16 protein-coding genes and 1 tRNA gene are annotated in these 16,881 nt (G+C 71.2%); 6 read left to right on the top strand and 11 right to left on the bottom strand.

The genetic code is table 11. The features are described 5' to 3' along the window. Positions 1–59 precede the first annotated feature (59 nt). Positions 60–131: transfer RNA gene (locus AB0K36_RS21145), tRNA-Val, on the bottom strand. A gap of 249 nt (positions 132–380) precedes the next feature. Here AB0K36_RS21145 and AB0K36_RS21140 point away from each other — a divergent pair. The 4 genes from AB0K36_RS21140 to AB0K36_RS21125 all read left to right on the top strand — a co-directional run bounded on the left by AB0K36_RS21140 (position 381) and on the right by AB0K36_RS21125 (position 3,735). Beyond that, the gene (locus AB0K36_RS21140) at positions 381–1,169 is read left to right on the top strand and encodes a DUF4097 family beta strand repeat-containing protein (RefSeq protein WP_364596535.1); all 789 of its coding nucleotides are present in this window, start codon (positions 381–383) and stop codon (positions 1,167–1,169) included. A gap of 83 nt (positions 1,170–1,252) precedes the next feature. Then, on the top strand, positions 1,253–2,653 hold the full coding sequence (locus AB0K36_RS21135; RefSeq protein ID WP_435877898.1) for a hypothetical protein: 1,401 nt from the start codon (positions 1,253–1,255) through the stop codon (positions 2,651–2,653). 188 nt (positions 2,654–2,841) lie between these two features. Continuing rightward, positions 2,842–3,507 carry a DUF4383 domain-containing protein gene (locus AB0K36_RS21130; RefSeq protein ID WP_364596532.1) on the top strand — a complete coding sequence of 222 codons (666 nt, stop codon included), beginning with the start codon at positions 2,842–2,844 and terminating at the stop codon, positions 3,505–3,507. A gap of 9 nt (positions 3,508–3,516) precedes the next feature. Further along, entirely contained in the window at positions 3,517–3,735 is a 219-nt protein-coding gene (locus AB0K36_RS21125; RefSeq protein WP_100106980.1) for an FmdB family zinc ribbon protein, read from the top strand. A 114-nt stretch (positions 3,736–3,849) separates the two neighbouring features. Here AB0K36_RS21125 and AB0K36_RS21120 read toward each other — a convergent pair whose 3' ends face one another. The 4 genes from AB0K36_RS21120 to AB0K36_RS21105 all read right to left on the bottom strand — a co-directional run bounded on the left by AB0K36_RS21120 (position 3,850) and on the right by AB0K36_RS21105 (position 6,828). Then, positions 3,850–4,119 (bottom strand): hypothetical protein, encoded by a 270-nt coding sequence (locus tag AB0K36_RS21120; RefSeq protein WP_364596529.1) that lies wholly within the window; start codon positions 4,117–4,119, stop codon positions 3,850–3,852. Between the two features lie 27 nt (positions 4,120–4,146). After that, on the bottom strand, positions 4,147–4,446 hold the full coding sequence (locus AB0K36_RS21115) for a hypothetical protein (protein WP_364596527.1): 300 nt from the start codon (positions 4,444–4,446) through the stop codon (positions 4,147–4,149). Between the two features lie 604 nt (positions 4,447–5,050). After that, positions 5,051–5,695 carry a response regulator transcription factor gene (locus tag AB0K36_RS21110; RefSeq protein WP_364596526.1) on the bottom strand — a complete coding sequence of 215 codons (645 nt, stop codon included), beginning with the start codon at positions 5,693–5,695 and terminating at the stop codon, positions 5,051–5,053. Further along, complete coding sequence (locus tag AB0K36_RS21105) at positions 5,686–6,828, bottom strand: sensor histidine kinase (protein WP_364596524.1); 1,143 nt, start codon at positions 6,826–6,828, stop codon at positions 5,686–5,688. Before AB0K36_RS21105 ends, AB0K36_RS21110 begins: the two co-directional genes overlap by 10 nt. Before the next feature lie 109 nt (positions 6,829–6,937). Here AB0K36_RS21105 and AB0K36_RS21100 point away from each other — a divergent pair, with 109 nt between their 5' ends. Continuing rightward, positions 6,938–7,573 carry a DedA family protein gene (locus AB0K36_RS21100; RefSeq protein WP_364596521.1) on the top strand — a complete coding sequence of 212 codons (636 nt, stop codon included), beginning with the start codon at positions 6,938–6,940 and terminating at the stop codon, positions 7,571–7,573. Between the two features lie 298 nt (positions 7,574–7,871). On the opposite strand, the gene AB0K36_RS21095 is transcribed toward AB0K36_RS21100, so the two are convergent. The 3 genes from AB0K36_RS21095 to AB0K36_RS21085 are packed head-to-tail and all read right to left on the bottom strand — an operon-like array spanning position 7,872 to position 12,489. Beyond that, entirely contained in the window at positions 7,872–8,753 is an 882-nt protein-coding gene (locus tag AB0K36_RS21095; protein ID WP_189468205.1) for an HAD family hydrolase, read from the bottom strand. Then, positions 8,750–11,308, bottom strand: coding sequence for a phosphoribosyltransferase (locus tag AB0K36_RS21090; protein WP_364596518.1), 2,559 nt, complete (start codon positions 11,306–11,308; stop codon positions 8,750–8,752). The genes AB0K36_RS21095 and AB0K36_RS21090 overlap by 4 nt, the downstream gene beginning before the upstream one ends. Before the next feature lie 17 nt (positions 11,309–11,325). Then, positions 11,326–12,489 carry an HpcH/HpaI aldolase/citrate lyase family protein gene (locus AB0K36_RS21085; RefSeq protein ID WP_364596515.1) on the bottom strand — a complete coding sequence of 388 codons (1,164 nt, stop codon included), beginning with the start codon at positions 12,487–12,489 and terminating at the stop codon, positions 11,326–11,328. A gap of 212 nt (positions 12,490–12,701) precedes the next feature. Here AB0K36_RS21085 and AB0K36_RS21080 point away from each other — a divergent pair, with 212 nt between their 5' ends. Further along, a complete protein-coding gene (locus AB0K36_RS21080; protein WP_364596512.1) occupies positions 12,702–13,463 on the top strand; it encodes a TerD family protein in 762 nt (253 codons plus the stop codon). A 639-nt stretch (positions 13,464–14,102) separates the two neighbouring features. Here AB0K36_RS21080 and AB0K36_RS21075 read toward each other — a convergent pair. From AB0K36_RS21075 to AB0K36_RS21065, 3 genes are all read right to left on the bottom strand, one after another. Continuing rightward, positions 14,103–14,846, bottom strand: coding sequence for a TerD family protein (locus tag AB0K36_RS21075; RefSeq protein ID WP_159692367.1), 744 nt, complete (start codon positions 14,844–14,846; stop codon positions 14,103–14,105). 109 nt (positions 14,847–14,955) lie between these two features. After that, entirely contained in the window at positions 14,956–16,101 is a 1,146-nt protein-coding gene (locus AB0K36_RS21070) for a DUF475 domain-containing protein (RefSeq protein WP_364596509.1), read from the bottom strand. A 71-nt stretch (positions 16,102–16,172) separates the two neighbouring features. Further along, the gene (locus AB0K36_RS21065) at positions 16,173–16,748 is read right to left on the bottom strand and encodes a TerD family protein (protein ID WP_005318154.1); all 576 of its coding nucleotides are present in this window, start codon (positions 16,746–16,748) and stop codon (positions 16,173–16,175) included. Between the last annotated feature and the right edge of the window lie 133 nt (positions 16,749–16,881).

Below are 16,881 nucleotides of genomic sequence, written 5' to 3'. Positions count from 1 at the left end.
AAGGCCCAGGCTCCCGGTTCAGTACCGGTGACCTGGGCCTTCGTCGTGCCTCACGCGAGTGGGCGCGGACGGTTTCGAACCGCCGACATCTGCTTTGTAAGAGCAGCGCTCTACCCCTGAGCTACGCACCCGTGGATGAGGCCACAGCCTACATGGCGCATACCCCGCACCTCCAAACCGCCGCCAGGCCCCGATCGGCTCCCCGATCGGGGCCCCGCCGGGTCGTCCCCGCGCCGTCGGCAGGGCGTACGGGGGATAGCCCCACCAGGGAGACGGTGGGCGGCCGGATCGATGCGGGGCCGGCGCGCTCGTAGGGTGAAGGAACATCACGCAGAGCTATCTGCGCAGCTACCCGCGCACTACTTGGGGGAAAGATCGCCATGACAAGCGGACTCCGTCGTCATCACCGCCGCGCTGTCCGGGGCGGCATCGTCGCCTCCGGGGCCGTGCTGCTCGCGGTCGGGCTCTCCGGGTGCGGGAGTGCGGACGCCAGTGAGGCGCCCGTCGAGAAGAAGTCGTTCGCGCTCACGGGGACGGCGCTGACCATCGCGTCCGACAACACCGACATCGAGCTCGTACCGGCCGACGTCGACGAGGTGGAGGTGACCCGGCAGGTGGACGGTTGGGTGTTCCTCGGGAACGGGCCGGACGCCACCTGGAAGATGGCGGACGGGACGCTCACCCTCAAGGTGAAGTGCGACGCCATCGCCAGCGACTGCGTGGCCCGCCACACCGTGAAGGTGCCGCGCGGCACCTCCGTGACGGTGGACGACGACAACGGGAGCGTGACGGCGAGCGGGTTCGACACGGCGCTGAAGCTCCGTTCGGACAACGGGAGCGTGAAGGTCACCGACTCCAGCGGGGCGCTCGAGCTGGACAGTGAGAACGGCAGCGTCGTCGCGGAACGGGTGACCGGGAAGAGCGTCGTGGCCAGGTCCGACAACGGGTCCGTGCGGCTCGAGCTGGCCGGGGTGCCCGACCGGGTGGAGACCCACAGCGACAACGGGCGGGTCGAGATCAGGCTGCCCGGCGCCGGCGCGCCGTACGCGGTGGACGCCAAGAGCGACAACGGGGACGTCGACGTCGCCGTGCCGACCGACGACGACAGTGCTCACATCGTCAAGGCCCGTAGCGACAACGGCGAAGTCGTGGTGCGCAGCGCGAACTGACAGGCCCGTGTGTTCGTCCTTACCTGGTGGGAGAATTAACCGGACCGGGACCGGGCAGGGCGGACACAGCACGGGAGAGGGATGTGACGGCGAGAGACGCACGGCCGCACGACAAGGCACGAGCGACCGCCGTCAGGGGTGTGCGGGGGGAGGTCCGCGGCGTTCTGGCGCTGGTGCTCGTCCCGCTTCCGCTGCTCGCCGCCGTCGCGGCGGCGCTGCCTGCCGCGTTCGCGGGGGGCGGGGGGACACGTCGCTGGTTCGGCGGCCGGGGTGAGAGTCAGCGGGCGGACGCGCAGGCCGCCAAGGACGCCGCCGCGGCGGCGTTCTACGAGCTGGACACGGCGCAGCGGGATCTGCGGATCTCCATCGAGACGATCACGGCGGTGGACAGCTCGCCCGAGGCGCGCCGCGCCGTGGAGGGGTTCGCCGCGCTGGGGCGGCGCATCGACGAGGTGAGCCACGCCTACATCACGGCCGTGGACGCGCACGATCTGGACCGGGACGACCTGGACGTGTCCGTCGCCGCGCAGGCGCGTACGCAGCTGACCCGGGCCAAGGACGAGCTCGTACGGGTCAAGGGGGATCTCGACCGGTTCGAGCAGGGCCTCGGACCGTTGCTCGACAAGGCGGAGACGCAGCTGGCCCGGCTGGCACCCGCCGTCGAGCGGGCGCGACAGGCGCTCCTTTCTGCGAGCAATGCTCTCGATTCGGTACGCGGCTCCGGTTTGAGGGCGGACGATCTCGCGGCGCGCCTCGCCCGCCTCGCTCCTGAGCTGACGAAGCTCAACGAAGGCGCCGGGCGACACGGCGTCCCCGAGACACTGCAGCGCGCCGACCGCGTGCTGCGGGACGCCGAGGCCGTACGCGTGGAGGCGGAACGGCTCCCCGAGCGCGCGGCCGAGATCGACAAGCGCCTGGTGTCGCTGCGCACCCGTGCCCAGGCCCTCACCACCCGCTCCGCCCAGGTCGAGCCCGTGCTCAGTGAGCTGCGCCGCCGGTTCACCGCGGCCTGCTGGCAGGACCTTCAGCCCGTGCCCGAGCAGGCGGCCGCCGCCGTGCGTCAGGCCGAGGAGAAGCTGAGGGAGGCCGGCAAGGCGCGCGAGGAGCAGCGCTGGCCGGATGCCACGGCCCTGCTCGGCACCGTAAGGGCGCTGCTGAATTCGACGGACGAGGCGGTCTCCGCAGCGGGCGACCGGCTCAGGCGTCTGAACGCCGTGGCCAAGGACCCGCAGGAGGAGATCGAGCGGACCCGTTTCGCGATCCGTGACGCCCAGCGCCTCGCGATGACGGGCCGCAGCACCCCCGACCCGCGCCACGCACGTCCCTTGGACGATTCCGTCGCCCGGCTGGAGCGCGCCGTCGCCGGGCTCGAGGGCAGACACCCCGACTACTGGCACTTCCTCACCGAGACGGAAGCGGTACGGCGCACGGTGGCACGCGTGGTCGACCAGATCCGGGAGGAGCGCGGCGCCGGCGCCGCCTGACCGGCCGGGGGGCGGGGAAGGGTCGCTGCGCTTCGCGACCCTTGCCCTCTGCCCGCCACCCCCGTGCCCGGCCCGTCCGGCATCCGCACAACCCCGGCATCCGCACACCCCCGGCCTGGCTTGTCCCCCTTCGTCCCGCGGCGGATCCTGGTGGAGTCGGTGTCCGCGTACGTACGAAGGAGGCCGGGATGGCCGCACAGGTACTGCGCTCGAGGAGCGTGGGCCGGGGCAGGCGCCGCATCGCACTGGACGAGCATCTGCCTGTCGATCATCACCTCAGCCGTTTCTACCGGGTGGGGGCGGGGCTGATGGGCCTGGTCCTGGTGGCGTTCGGGATCCTCGGGCTCATCGACCGGATCGGCTTCTTCGACACCCGCGGCGACACCGTCGCCGGCCTGAACACCAACGGCGCGCTGAGCGTCCTGTCGATCGCCGTCGGGCTGCTGCTCTTCGTCGGCATGGTGATCGGCGGCAACTTCGCCTCGACGGTGAACATGGTCCTCGGCATCCTGTTCATCCTCAGCGGCTTCGTGAACCTCGCCCTGCTCGACCGGAGTTTCAACCCCCTCGCGTTCCGCATCCAGAACGTGCTGTTCAGCTTCGTGGTCGGCATCCTGTTGATGTTCTTCGGCATGTACGGGCGGGTCAGCGGGAGATTGCCGCACGACAATCCGTACTGGCGGGCCCGCCACCCCGATCAGGCCGAGCATGAGCTGCGCGCGAGCCGCCGCCGGGCGGAGCTCGCGGCCATGCAGCCCTTGGCGCCCCGGCCGCCCGCCGCCGGCACCGCACCGGGCGACCGCCCGACGACCGGTCGCCGCCTGTTCTCCCGTAAGCCGCTCGCACGCCGCTAGCCTTACGGCATGCCTCGTTATGAATTCCGCTGCCGGACCTGCGGCGACACGTTCGAAGTGAACCGCCCCATGGCCGAGTCCTCCGCCCCCGCGAACTGCCCCGAGGGCCACGACGACACCGTGAAGCTCCTCTCCGCGGTCGCCGTAGGCGGCACGAAGTCCGCCGCACCCGCACCGAGCGGCGGGGGTGGCGGCGGTGGTTGCTGCGGAGGCGGCTGCTGCGGCTGACGCTGGCTGACGGCGGCCCGATCCAGCCTTCGGGCGCACGGCTGCTCGCACTACGGGGGCCCCGGCCACGGGCCCCCGTAGTGCGTTGCGAGGTGCGCGCGGTCGGCCTGATCGTCACAAGCCTGTCCGACCGCCTTTCGCGACGAGCTGCGCCGCGGGCGCCGCATCAGCCGGCTCCGTCACTTCGACCCGGAAGGTCTTGGCGACCTCGTCCAGTCTCCGGTAGATCTCGGGATGCGGCATGTCGAGGGAGAGCCCTGAAATCTCCACCGTGTGCACATATTCCCCGGCCCGAGATTCCACACCGAAGGCCGGACCCTCTTCCGGTGACACCACGAGCGACAAAATATCGCCGGCCGCGTCATGAACGGCGAGTACCTTCATCCGTCTTCACTCCTTCGCTGAAACAGTCTACGGGTTTACGGTACTGACCATCAGGCGAACATAGGGGCAATAATTCGTGCCGTGATTCCGCACCGTGATGTCGAGGTACGGGTTCGGATTTCCCCCAGCCCCTTCTGCACGTGTTTTGAGCAGCTCTACCCCGAGGATCATCGCCCCGGAGACCGCTCCGGTCAGCCCGTGCGCCGTGACCGTGACGGTCCCTGAGCCCAATTTCGCATGCGGCCCGACCCAGTAGCCCGCGGCCCCACCAGGTGGGATCCGCTCCGTATTGAAAATGACTGCGTTGAAGAGCGTTACCGACGCCATGGATTCTCCTTCGCTTTTCGAGCGTACGCCCACACAAATCCGGGGCCAATACAGGTGCGGGCCGGTACATTACTTGGCCGACGAGCCGGCTTAATCACCGCAGGCCTCGCTCCGGATTTCCCGGCCGAAGGTAGCAGAGCGTTCCACCCACCTGGCCGGGACTCGCGAAGAATGCGATCCATTTTCCGAATACCGGCAGTCCAACCGAATTACGGTCCTGTGTTGACGATTGGCAGCCAGCCCCGACGATATGGTGGGAAAACACGCCGGGTTCCCTCCACCACACACCGTCGGCGGCCGCTGCGTCGGCAACGCCGGTCAGCCACGGACGGCCCGTAAGGGGGGGTTCTTGACCACGCCACGTTCTAGCAACCGCGAGCTGCGGGCGGACAGCGATCCAGGCCGACACTCGCCCAGGCGGCGGACACCGTTCACCGCAAAAACGATTCCCGGAACCCCATCACCGCCGGCCGCCGGGACTCGACACGAATGCACGAGCGGTCACGGCTGGGCCGGGAGTGCTCGGCGCCAACGGCTGTTCCGTTGTTCCTCGAGGTCGGCACAAGCCGCCCGGCCCGGGGCCGCGACCGAGGCGGGCAGCGCCTCACGACCCCAGGTAGCGCAGTACCGCCAGCACCCGCCGCGAGTAGCCGGTCGTCCCCGTCAGTTCCAGCTTCTCGAAGATCGCGTTGATGTGTTTCTCGACCGCGCTCTGCGAGACGTGGAGGCGGCCGGCGATGGTGGCGTTGGTGTGGCCCTCCGCCATCTCCGCCAGGACGTCCCGTTCCCGTGCGGTCAGGCGTGACAGGGGGTCGCTGCGGGTGCTGCGGGCCAGGAGCTGCCGTACGACCTCGGGGTCGAACGCGGCCTGTCCCCGGCCGACCCTGTCCAGCGCGTCGAGGAACTCGTCGACCTGGACGACGCGGTCCTTCAGCAGATAGCCCACTCCCCCGTCGTCGGCCGTGAGGAGCTCGGTCGCGTAGCGCTTCTCGACGTACTGCGACAGCACCAGCACCCCGACCCGGGGTCTGCTCCGCCGGATCTCGAGGGCTGCGCGCAGCCCCTCGTCGGTGTGGGTGGGCGGCATGCGTACGTCGGCGATCACGACGTCCGGCGGTGACGCGTCCACGGCCGCCAGGAGCGCCGTGGCGTCGCCGACGGCGGCCAGCACCTCGTGGCCCTCCTCCGCGAGCAGCCGCACCAGTCCCTCCCGCAGCAGGGTGGAGTCCTCGGCGAGGATCAGGCGCACGGCAGCTCCGCGGTGACGGTGGTGGGACCGCCGGCCGGGCTGTCGACCCGGAAGCGGCCGTCGAGTGCGGCGACCCGGCTCGCCAGGCCCGTCAGTCCCCCGCCGGCGGGGTCCGCGCCGCCCACCCCGTCGTCCTCGACGCGCAGCGCGAGTGTCGGGCCCTCGCGGCGCAGCGTGACGGCGATGCGGGTGGCGCCCGCGTGCTTCACGACGTTGGTGACGGACTCGCAGACGACGAAGTACGCGATGGTCTCGACCTGCCGGGACCCTGGTGGCTCCTGGACCTCGTACGTGAGGTGCACGGGCAGCGGGGTGCGTTCCGCGACGGTCTCCAGGGCGGCGCGCAGTCCCGCCTCGTCCAGCACGGTCGGGTAGATGCGCCAGGCGACGTCGCGCAGTTCGGCGAGGGCGCGGCGGCTCTCCTCGTGGGCCTGGAGGAGGAGTTGGGCGGCGCGGTCGGGGTCACGGCTGCGGCGCGCACGGCCGAGGAGCATGCCGAGGGCGACGAGCCGCTGCTGGACGCCGTCGTGGAGGTCGCGTTCGATACGGCGGCGCTCGCCGTCGACCGCGTCCATCATCCCGGCGCGGGTGGTGGCGAGTTGGGCGATGCGCCGTTCCAGTTCGTCGTGGTGGCTCGGGCCGAGGAGCCTTCGGGCCAGATGCCCTTCGAGCAGGGCGAGTCCGAAGACGCTCTGGGCGGCGAGGAAGACGAGGAACAGTCCGATCAGACCGGTCCCGGCGACCGCCCACGGGTAGTCGATGTCGTCGACGGTCCAGCCGAGCGCGGCGTATCCCGCGTACAGCAGGCCGAGCAGCACACAGAAGATCACGAGCCCGCCGAGCATTCCCAGCGGCCAGCGGGCGACGACGTACCGCGCGGCGTGTGCGCTGCCGTACGAGGAGGAGATGCGCGCCCCGAGGAATCGGGCGAGCCTGCGCCGCTCGAGGTGGGCGAGGCGGGTGGCGATGCCGCCCAGCGGCCGCTGGGCGGCGCGCCGGCCGCGCGGCCAGGCCAGCACCAGCAGCAGGACGACTCCGCCGAGCAGCGCGAAGAGCAGCTCCACCACGGCGGTCAGCGCCCCGAGGAGAAGTCCCACCGCGTACCGGGTGCCCCGCACCGCCAGTGCCTTCATGATCCGTCACGCTAGCCGGTGGGACCCGCCCGGCACACTGCGGAAAACCGCAGGAAGGTGTGCGGTCGCCTTCAGGGTGCCTTCAGCTTCGCCTGCCTAGGTTCGAGGCATGAGCAGCGGCATCGAAAGCAGCGCACCGGGCTGGATCAACAGCCTGATGGAAACCCTCGGCGCACCGGGGGCGGGGATCGCCATCGCCTTGGAGAACCTGTTCCCACCCCTGCCCAGCGAGGTGATCCTGCCGCTGGCGGGTTTCGCGGCGAGCAGCGGGCAGATGGGGCTCGTCGCCGTACTGCTGTGGACGACGGCCGGGTCCGTGATCGGCGCTCTGGCGCTGTACGGGATCGGGGCGCTGCTGGGCCGGGACCGTACGGTGGCGATCGCGGCCCGGCTGCCCCTGCTGAAGGTCGCGGACATCGAGCGCACGGAAGCGTGGTTCGCCCGGCACGGGGCGAAGGCGGTGTTCTTCGGGCGGATGATCCCGATCTTCCGGTCCCTCATCTCCGTGCCGGCCGGTGTGGAGCGGATGTCGCTGCCCCTGTTCCTGACGCTCACCACGCTCGGCAGCGCGATCTGGAACACGGTCTTCGTCCTCGCCGGTCACACGCTCGGCGAGAGGTGGGAGGACGTGACCGGCTATGTCTCCGCGTACTCCAAGGCGGTGCTGGTGGCCGCCGTGTTGGCCGTGCTGCTGTTCGCGGCCGTGCGGCTGCTCAGGCCCGGCGCGGGATCACGCCGGGGCTAGCCTCCCGCCCGCCGGGCGCGTGGCCACTCGGTCCTGAGCCGGCCCCGGACCCGGGCGCGTGGCCGCGTCGTGCCTTGGCCGACACCGGACCCGGGCGCGTGGCCGCGTCGGGCCTTGGCCGACACCGGACCCAAAGCGCATGGCCACATGGGGCCTGAGCCGACACCGCTCGGCGCGCGGGATCACGCCGGCGCCCAGGCCGGCCCCGGACCCGGGCGCGGACCACGGGACCGGCCGGGCCGGCACCCCGCCCGGTGCGGGATCACGTCCTGAGCCGACCGGCGCGCCCGGCGCGGGATCACGCCGGCGCCGACCCCACACCGCCCGCCGGCGGCGGGATGACCACGGAGTCGATGCCCTGCCGTTCGCGGCGGAAGCGGCGGGCCTCCTGCCGCAGCAGCCGCAGGATCTCCTCGCCCGCCGCGACGCCCATCTGCGGCAGCGCGACGACGTGTTCGGCCCCCCAGCCGGCCTCGGCGAGCTCACCGTGTCCGGGCCGCCAGGCCAGGTCGGCGGCGAGCAGCAGGTCCGCGTCGAGGAGGGAGTCGCCCGCGGCGAGCGTCAGCCCGGCTCCGGTACGGCGGGCGACCTCGCGCACGGCGGCGCTCTTGGTGAGCGGCTTGGGGACGGCGTAGATCTTGCGCCCCTGGAGGGAGACGGTCCAGCCGCGGGCCTCCGCCCACACGCCGAGTTCCCTGACCCAGTCGTCCGGCAGCAGTTGCCGCTCCACGACGAGATACGCGAACAGGTCTTCCGCGACGCGTTCCTTGCGCAGCCAGGCCGGGTCCGCGGTCCTGTTCAGATGGGCCCGGACCTCGTCGAGGGGTGCGCACTCGGCGGCCAGCCGCGCGGCGACCGCCTCCCGCCAGTCGCGGTCGCTGATGCCGTCGACCAGCAGATGCCCGCCGTTGGCGCAGATCGCGTACTTGGGCGGCAGACCGGGCAGGCTGATGCGCTGGTACTGCTTGCGGGTGCGGGTCGTCGTCGGTACGAAGACGGTGTCCTGGGCGAGCTTGGTGAGCAGCCCCGCCGCCCGCTCCGTCATGTACGACAAGGGCTTGTGCTCGTGCACCTCGACGCAGAGCAGCCGGGGCGCGACCGCGTCGGGCATGCCGAGGCCGAGCGCCGCGTTCGAGTAGATGAGGGTGCGGTCGAGGTCGCTGGCGACGAGGACGGTCACTTCGCCACCGCCCTGCCGTCGGCGCCGGTGGCGCCGCGGGTGTACTTGGGGTGGATCAACCCGACGCAGCTGTAGGGGAGTTCGTCGACCTCCTCGACCGGTACGCCGCGCTGCTCCGCCAGCAGCCGTACGTGGTCGAGGTCGGCGCCGGCTCCGCGGCTCGCGAGGATCTTCCAGGGGACGCGGCGCAGCAGGACGCGGGTGGTCTCACCGACGCCGGGCTTGACGAGGTTGACGTCGTGGATGCCGTACTCCTCGCTGATCCGCTCCACGGCGCCCCAGCCCTCCCAGGTGGGGGTGCGGTCCGCGGACAGCAGTTCCTTGACGTCGGCGTCGACGGCGGACATGACCTCGTCGAAGCGGGCGGCGACGGTGTCGAGGAAGTGGCCGGAGACGTCGGAACCGGCGAGTTCACGGTAGAACTTGGCGCCGTGGAAGTCGTCGGGACCGACCAGGTCGGCTCGCAGGACGGTGCGCGATATCAGGCCGGAGACGGTGGAGTTGAGGCAGGCGGAGGGGATGAGGAAGTCCTCACGGGTGCCGTAGGTGCGTACACAGCCGCCGGGGTCGGCGAGGACCGCGATCTCGGGGTCGAAGCCGGGGAAGTCCCGCAGGGCCTCCGCCAGTTCGCGGGTGATCGCCCCCTTGCCGGTCCAGCCGTCGACGAAGACGACGTCGGCCGGGTCGTGGTGCTCGGCGAGCCAGCGCAGGGCGTTGGCGTCGATGCCCCGGCCGCGCACGATGGACACGGCGTAGTGCGGCAGGTCCAGACCGTGCCGGTGCTGCGCCCAGCGGCGCATCAGCACGCCGACGGGTGTACCGGCGCGGGCCAGCGAGACGAGCACCGGGCGCGGCGTCCGCTCGGCGAGGACGGTGTCGGTGACGGTGCCGACGGCGCGGGCGATGCGTGCCGCGGAGGCCGTGAGCGCGGTCTCGAACAGCTGCTGGTACTGCTCGTTCGGCTGGTACTCGACGGGCAGCGACTCGGCGTAGTGCGCGCCGCCGCTCTGGATGGCTTCCTCGCGCTCCTCCGTGGGTGCCTCGAGCTCCACCTCCGAGAGGTCCTGGAGCAGCCAGCCGACCTCCTCCGGCGCATAGGAGGAGAAGTCGGGTCCGCGGAGCGGCTGGGGCAGCATGGAGGGCCTTTCAGGTCCTTCGGGCGCGTGATGTTCCGGTACGTGGCCGGGGACCCCCGGTACGTAGCTGGGGACGACGGCGAGCACGACGTGCCCGGTGTGGGCGGCGAGCTGGGCCAGCAGGCCGTCGGGGGCGTGCAGCTGGGGGGTGTCGGCCGTCGAGTCGACGACGGCGACGACGGCGTCGAAGCCGGCGCCGGCCACGTTGTACGCGTAGCGCTCGCCGGGCCCGTCGGCCGGGTCGTCGTGGGCGGGGAAGACGAGCCGGGTGCGTATCGCGTAGCCGGGGTCGTCGACGGCGAGGACGGGCGAGCGGGTGGTGGTGGAGTAGTACACCTCGGTACGGGCCGTCGGAGCGGAGGCCGCCCGCGCCGCGGTCTCCTGGGCCGTCCCGGCGTGGCCGTTCTGCTGGAGGGCCACGGCCAGCCGCAGCGGCGCGTACATGAGCTCCTCGTTGCCGAGGACCAGGACCCGGCGCGTTCCGCCGGTGCCCCGGGCGGCCGGCGCGGTGCCGAGTGCGTCGGCTATCCGGGCCGCCATGCCCGGCAGCGCGGCCTCGAGCGCCGTGCGGTGCTCGGGCGTGAAGCCGTGCCTGCCGCCGTCGGGGACGCCGGCGGGCCACTCGAGTTCGACCCGCGTGTGCCGGGGCGCGCCGGTTCCCGCGGGGCCGTGCGTGACACCGGCGACCGCCGGTGCCCGCTCGTGCGCCGCGACCAGGGCCTGGCCCTTCTCCAGGACGCCGTCCGGGAGGCGGACGGTGCCGGAGGCCATGGCCACCAGGTCGACACGGGCGCCGATCTCCTCGGCGAAGGCGTCCAGCCGGCCCAGGTCGGACGCGGAACGCATGTCGACCAGCGCCACGACCACGTACCGCTCACGTGGGTAGCGGGCGTGCAGGTCGCGGATGGTGTTGAGAACGGTGTTGCCCGTGGAGAACTCGTCGTCGACGAGGACGAGGGGGCCCGGCCGGTCCAGCAGCTCCGGGTCCTCGGGCAGCAGCAGGTGGGAGGTGGCGTGCGAGTGGGACTCCTCGAAGCCGCCGGCGGCCGTCACGCCGTCCACGGGGCGGCGTGTGGAGTGCAGGTAGGGCGCGAGGCCGATGCCGTCCGCGACGGCGTGGCCCAGCCCGGTCGCCGTCTCCGCGTATCCGAGGACGACCGCGCGCCGGCACTCGTCCGTGCCGAGCAGGTCTCGGACCCGGACACCGAGGTCGTGCCCGGCGCGCCAGACCACCAGCGGCTGCTGGGGCACATGCTTGCCCAGCACGTTCGACACGAGCAGGTGCGCCCGCTTCGGGTTGCGGCGCAGGGCGAGGCCCAGCAGCTCCTGGAGTCCCTCGTCGCCGACGAGGGAGACTCCGAGCCGCTCCGCGACCCAGCTTCCCGACCACACCACGTTCTCCTCGTCCCTTGTCGTCATCGGTCCCTTCGGCGTCATCAGTCGGTGAGCCCGGCCGCGAGCAGTTCCACGAAGCCGATGTCCTCCTTGGCCACGCCGAAGACCTCGGCGCGCAGGAGGGTCCGCTCGGCCCAGGCGCGGTGCGGCTTCACCTCGTTCATCTTGTTCGTGTACGCGGAGCGCAGCACCCCGCCGCCGCCACGTTCCGGCCGCAGGATGTCCTGGGCGTCGCTGAACTCCTCGTGGCTGACCACGGACAGCGCGTGGACGGGCAGGACGTGGGAGGGGTGGATGCAGGTCTTGCCCATCAGGCCGTTGGCCCGGTCCAGCTCGATCTCGCGGAGCAGCCCGTCGAGGTCGTGCTCGATGAGCGCGGTGCGCAGTTCCTCGGCCCGCCCCTCGAGGAACGGGCTGCGGCGCAGCTGCGGCTTGAACATGCGCTCCTGCGACCTGAAGTACTCCCAGACCGGCCCGGTGATGGTGAAGCCCGTGCCGTCGGAGCGGCCGAGCACGTTGACCACGTCGGCGATCACGGACGTCACGATCCGCACGTCGTAGGCGGTCATGTCGGGCGAGCGGCGCAGCCCGTACGCGGAGCAGAAGTCGGTGACGCCGAGCCGTAGCGCGAGGACCCGGTCGCGGTACTTGTCGACGGTGCGCGCGATGCCGGTGAGCGCCTCCGTCCTGGTCTCCAGGTGCAGCAGCTCGGGCGACTCCAGGACGGGCATCACGAACAGCCGCCGCCCGCCGGCGGCCTCCGCGGTCACGAGGGCCTCGAGGAACGGGACGCCGCGCTCCTCGGTGAACTTCGGCAGTACGAATCCGGACAGCAGCCGTCCCGATGGCCCCAGGCGCCTCACGAGGTCCGGGATCTGGTCGGGAGTGCGGACCCGGATGAAGAGCAGCGGCACTTCCACGCCCCGCGCGTCGAGGTCGGCGAACTGCCGGACGAGGTTCGCCTCGCCGTCGACGACCTCGGCGTCATCGATGGAATCCTCCAGGCAAAGGACCATGGAGACGACTCCGCGCGCCGCCTGCTTGAGCACGTCGTCGGCCAGCTTCGGCCGGGTGGCCGGGCTGTAGAGAGTGGCGCCCAGCGCTGCCGCCAGTGTCCGGGCCGGCGAGTCCGCGCCGAAGTCGCACGGCTCCTGATGGAACAGCCTCGCCCTCTCCGCGGGCGGGATGTGCCCGAAATGACGCATAAGAGATCCCCCGTACTGCCGCTTCGGGCCTGACAACATGTGGCCGGTAATAGTACGTAAGCACAGGTGTCCAGAGTTCCCCAAGTGCATGAACTCCGGGTAACTCGTCCGCTTCTCGACCATGCCGTACGAGTGGCCGCGCCGGGCGCGGCACGTGCGGGAACTGGGCCCCGCGTTGTCCCGGGGCCCCTCGGCCAGGCAGGATGACCGGTATGACGCACGCGATGCTGAAGGGCTCGAACGTCCCTCTTGATGCCAGGGCGGTACGTGCCGTGCTGCGCTGGACGCCGGGCGCGGCGGTCCCCGACGTCGACGCTTCCGCCCTGCTGCTCGGCGGTGACGGCCGTGTGCGCTCCGACGAGGACTTCGTCTTCTACAACCAGCCGCGGCACCCGTCCGGGCTGGTCCGGCGGCTGCCGAAGAAGCACGTCGGCGACCACCTGACCGACACCGTCGAGGCCGACCTGGCCGCGCTGGATCCGTCGGTGGACCAGGTGGTGATCGCGGCGTCGTCGGACGGCGGCACCTTCGAGCACGTACGTGACCTGCGGATACTTCTCCATGACGCTGCCGCGCCGGCCGGCGGGGAGCCGCTGGCAGTCTTCGACGTGAAGCCGGAGACCGGCGAGGAGACGGCGATCATCTGCGGTGAGCTGTACCGGCGCGGCGACGGCTGGAAGTTCCGCGCGGTGGCGCAGGGCTACCCGACGGGGCTGGTGGGGCTCGCGACGGCGTTCGGGATCTCGGTGGAGGAGGCGGAGGCGGAGGCGCCGGTGGCGCCTGCTGAACCTTCTGCGCCGGCCGCGCCGTCGTACGGCTATCCGCCGTCGGACGTGACGCAGCCCGCGCCCGCGTACGTGCCGGCGGCGCCGCAGCCCGCGTACGGCTATCCGCAGCCGGCCGCGGCGGCGGCGTACGCCCCCGACCCGAGCTTCCGGCTGCCGCCGATGGGACCGCAGTTCCAGCGCCCGTAGCCCCGGCCGGGGCGCCCCGCCCCTCGGCCCGGTAGCGGGGCTCCGCCCCGAACCCCGCGCCTCGATCGCCGGCGAGGCTGAAGGTCCCCCGAAGCCCCGGCCCGCCCCCGGACGCACCGCTCCGACTGCCGCCGGGGCGCGACGGCCCCCGCCCGCGCAAGGCCCCGGCCGAGGGCCGGCCCACGCCGGGGCCGGCGCCCGCGCGACGACCAGGTCCCCGGAAGGGCAGGTTCACCCGGCGCCCACCCGGCCCGGTAGCGGGGCTCCGCCCCGGACCCCGCGCCTCGATCACCGGCGAGGCTGAAGGTCCCCCCGAAGCCCGGCCCGCTTGGGCCCAGCGCCGCCCCGGCTAAGACCAGCCCGGCCGGGGCTGACCAAGCCCAAGCCCATCAGGCGGGTGGGTGCCAGGCCCCGTAGAAGCCCACCGCGAAGGCCCCCGGCACGTGCCAGGACCAACGAAAACCAGCCCAGCCCCCGGACGCACCGCTCCGACTGCCGCCGGGGCGCGACGGTCCCCGCCCGCGCAAGGCCCGCCCCAGGGCCGGCCCACGCCGGGGCCGGCGCCCCCGCGAAGACCGAACCCGCCCCGCGGGGCCGGGAACGCACCCCCAGGCGAAGGCCTGGCCCGCCCGGGGAGGGCTAGGCGCGGGACTGGGACTTGTAGCCGCGGCCCCATTGGAGGCCCCAGCCGTAGAGGCGGTCCAGTTCCGCCTGGAAGCCGTAGACGAACTTCACCTCGCGGCGCACCGTCAGGTCGCCCTTCGTGTTCTCCACGGAGAACACCGCGCAGGACCGCGCCTGCGGGGCGCGTTCGTCGAGTTCTATCTCGACGCGGGGGCCGTTGCTCGGGTAGAGCGTGACGTGGGCGTGGGTACGGTCGAAGGCCGGGGTCTGGTCGTAGATGTAGACGAAGAACAGCAGCCGCTTGATCGATTCCCGGTGGTCGAGGTTGACGAAGATCGTCTCCCCCGAGGGCGCGCCGAACCGGTCGTCGCCGCTGAGCTTCACGAACGGCGGGCCGTTCAGGTCCCCGAAGAAGCTGCCGAGCGGCTGGACCACGCCCTTGCTGCCGTCGGTGAGCTCGTACAGGCAGCCCAGGTCGAGGTCGACGTTGACCACGCCCTGGGTGTGCGCCTGCACGACGTCCGGCTGGAAGAGCTTCAGGGGGTTGCGCAGCAGTCGGCCGCTCTGCCGGGAGCGGCCCTCGATGTCGGAGGAACGCATCCGCCAGGACAGGTTGACGCGCAGGTTTCCGCTCGCCGCACCCTGCTTGGTGAGCGATACGGACGGATTCCGCCTGGTCAGCTCGATGGAGTTGGAGGCGGCGCTGCCCGAGTCGAACTGCGCAGCCCTGCCCCGCCACAGGTTGTCCCAGATGGCCATGCCCCACCCCTAGTTGTCACTGGTCGTCCCATGTTCCGCGGATAACGCGACGGGGCGGCCGGGAGCACCCGGCCGCCCCGCAAGGAAGCGTTCCTCAATGGTGTGGGCGTCACACCCCGGAGGAGACCTCAGCCTTCTCCTCCGGACCGCCGGCTTTTCCCTCGGAGTTCTCCAGCGCCTTGTTGCGGCGCAGCGAGGACCAGAAGGAGGCCGCGATCAGCACCACGCCGATGAGGCCGGTGATGATCTCGCTGATCTCGTGCTGGATGGTGACGAGCAGGATGACCGCCAGCGCGCCGATCGCGTAGTGGGCGCCGTGCTCCAGGTAGACGTAGTCGTCGAGGGTGCCCTGGCGGACCAGGTAGACCGTGAGGGACCGGACGTACATCGCGCCGATACCGAGGCCGAGCGCCATCCAGAAGATGTGGTTGGTGATGGCGAACGCGCCGATCACGCCGTCGAAGGAGAACGACGCGTCGAGCACCTCGAGGTACAGGAAGAGGAAGAACGCCGCCTTGCCGGCGAGGCCGACCGCGGAGACCTGCTTGCCCTCCCGTTTGGCCTTCTCCTCCTCCTCGTGCTCGCGCTCCTCCTCTTCCTCGAGCTTGTCCTCGAAGTAGCCGGAGAGACCGCCGACGACGAGGTACGTGATCAGACCGGCGACGCCGGAGAGGAGCACGGTGGCCGACTTGTCGGCGTGACCGGTGCTCGTGTGCGCGTTGGTGGCGAAGGTGATGGCGGTGACCATCAGGACGATCAGCGCGATGCAGACCGACAGCATGTCGACCTTGCCGAGCTTGGCCAGCGGCCGCTCGAGCCAGGCCAGCCACTTGTGCTCGCGCTCCTCGAAGATGAAGTCGAGGAAGATCATCAGCAGGAACATGCCACCGAACGAGGCGATCGCCGCGTGTGCGTCGGTGACCAGGTCCTCGTACCTGTCGGGCTGGTCCATGGCCAGCTGGACCGCTTCGATCGGCCCGACCTTGGCACTGATGGCGACGATGACGACGGGGAAGACCAGCCGCATGCCGAAGACCGCGATCAGAATGCCGATCGTCAGGAAGATCTTCTGCCAGAAGGCGTTCATCTTCTTGAGGATTCCGGCGTTGACAACCGCGTTGTCGAACGACAGCGAGATCTCGAGGATCGACAGGATCAGTACGATCCCGAACGCCTCCCAGCCCCACTGCCAGGCGGCGAATGCGAGGCCGAGCGCCGTGACGGCGAACGACCAGCCGAAGGTTTTCAGAACCACTGGCTACCCAATCGTGTAATTGTCCCCCGGGTGAAGCCTGGGGGAGCTTCTCCCCCGCGCCGCACGCGGCTTTACGAAACGTTGACCCCGAAGTCTAGAGCGATGCCCCGCAGCCCCGACGCGTACCCCTGCCCCACGGCCCGGAACTTCCACTCCCCGCCGTAGCGGTAGAGCTCACCGAAGATCATCGCGGTCTCCGTGGAGGCGTCCTCGCTGAGGTCGTAGCGGGCCAGCTCCTGCCCGTCGGCCTGGTTGACGACGCGGATGAAGGCGTTGCTGACCTGGCCGAAGGTCTGGCCGCGGTTGTCGGCGTCATGGATGGAGACGGGAAAGATGATCTTGTCCACGTTGGCCGGCACCTTGGCGAGGTCCACCAGGAGGGACTCGTCGTCGCCGTCACCCTCACCGGTGAGGTTGTCACCGGTGTGTTCGACGGAGCCGTCCGGGCTCTTGAGCTGGTTGTAGAAGACGAACCACTCGTCGCCGAGGACCCGTCCGCTCTGGCAGAGCAGCGCGCTGGCGTCGAGGTCGAAGGGTGCGCCGGTGGTGGAGCGCGCGTCCCAGCCGAGCCCTACGAGCACCTGGGTGAGATTGGGTGCGGCCTTGGAGAGGGAGACATTGCCTCCCTTGGCGAGCGTGACGCCCATGTTGGTGAGTCCTCCCCTGGATGGCTTTGCTGCGGGGCCTCTTCGGCCCCAGGCGCGTGGGGGCGGCGGGCGCGCGGGGGGGCGGCTGGACGCGCGTCACGTTGCTGATCAAATCAAATAAACACAGAAACCA

This window comes from Streptomyces kurssanovii, from assembly GCF_040677245.1.
GTDB lineage: Bacteria > Actinomycetota > Actinomycetes > Streptomycetales > Streptomycetaceae > Streptomyces > Streptomyces kurssanovii.
Note: the sequence above shows the minus strand (reverse complement) of the source record. Positions and strands in the feature narration are given on the sequence as shown.

Coding starts and splice junctions, on each gene's coding strand:
- AB0K36_RS21100 (WP_364596521.1), top strand. CDS start 6,938: ATGAGCAGCGGCATCGAAAGCAGCGCACCGGGCTGGATCAACAGCCTG.
- AB0K36_RS21120 (WP_364596529.1), bottom strand. CDS start 4,119: ATGAAGGTACTCGCCGTTCATGACGCGGCCGGCGATATTTTGTCGCTC.
- AB0K36_RS21065 (WP_005318154.1), bottom strand. CDS start 16,748: ATGGGCGTCACGCTCGCCAAGGGAGGCAATGTCTCCCTCTCCAAGGCC.
- AB0K36_RS21075 (WP_159692367.1), bottom strand. CDS start 14,846: ATGGCCATCTGGGACAACCTGTGGCGGGGCAGGGCTGCGCAGTTCGAC.
- AB0K36_RS21085 (WP_364596515.1), bottom strand. CDS start 12,489: ATGCGTCATTTCGGGCACATCCCGCCCGCGGAGAGGGCGAGGCTGTTC.
- AB0K36_RS21130 (WP_364596532.1), top strand. CDS start 2,842: ATGGCCGCACAGGTACTGCGCTCGAGGAGCGTGGGCCGGGGCAGGCGC.
- AB0K36_RS21140 (WP_364596535.1), top strand. CDS start 381: ATGACAAGCGGACTCCGTCGTCATCACCGCCGCGCTGTCCGGGGCGGC.
- AB0K36_RS21125 (WP_100106980.1), top strand. CDS start 3,517: ATGCCTCGTTATGAATTCCGCTGCCGGACCTGCGGCGACACGTTCGAA.
- AB0K36_RS21090 (WP_364596518.1), bottom strand. CDS start 11,308: ATGACGACAAGGGACGAGGAGAACGTGGTGTGGTCGGGAAGCTGGGTC.
- AB0K36_RS21115 (WP_364596527.1), bottom strand. CDS start 4,446: ATGGCGTCGGTAACGCTCTTCAACGCAGTCATTTTCAATACGGAGCGG.
- AB0K36_RS21080 (WP_364596512.1), top strand. CDS start 12,702: ATGACGCACGCGATGCTGAAGGGCTCGAACGTCCCTCTTGATGCCAGG.
- AB0K36_RS21105 (WP_364596524.1), bottom strand. CDS start 6,828: ATGAAGGCACTGGCGGTGCGGGGCACCCGGTACGCGGTGGGACTTCTC.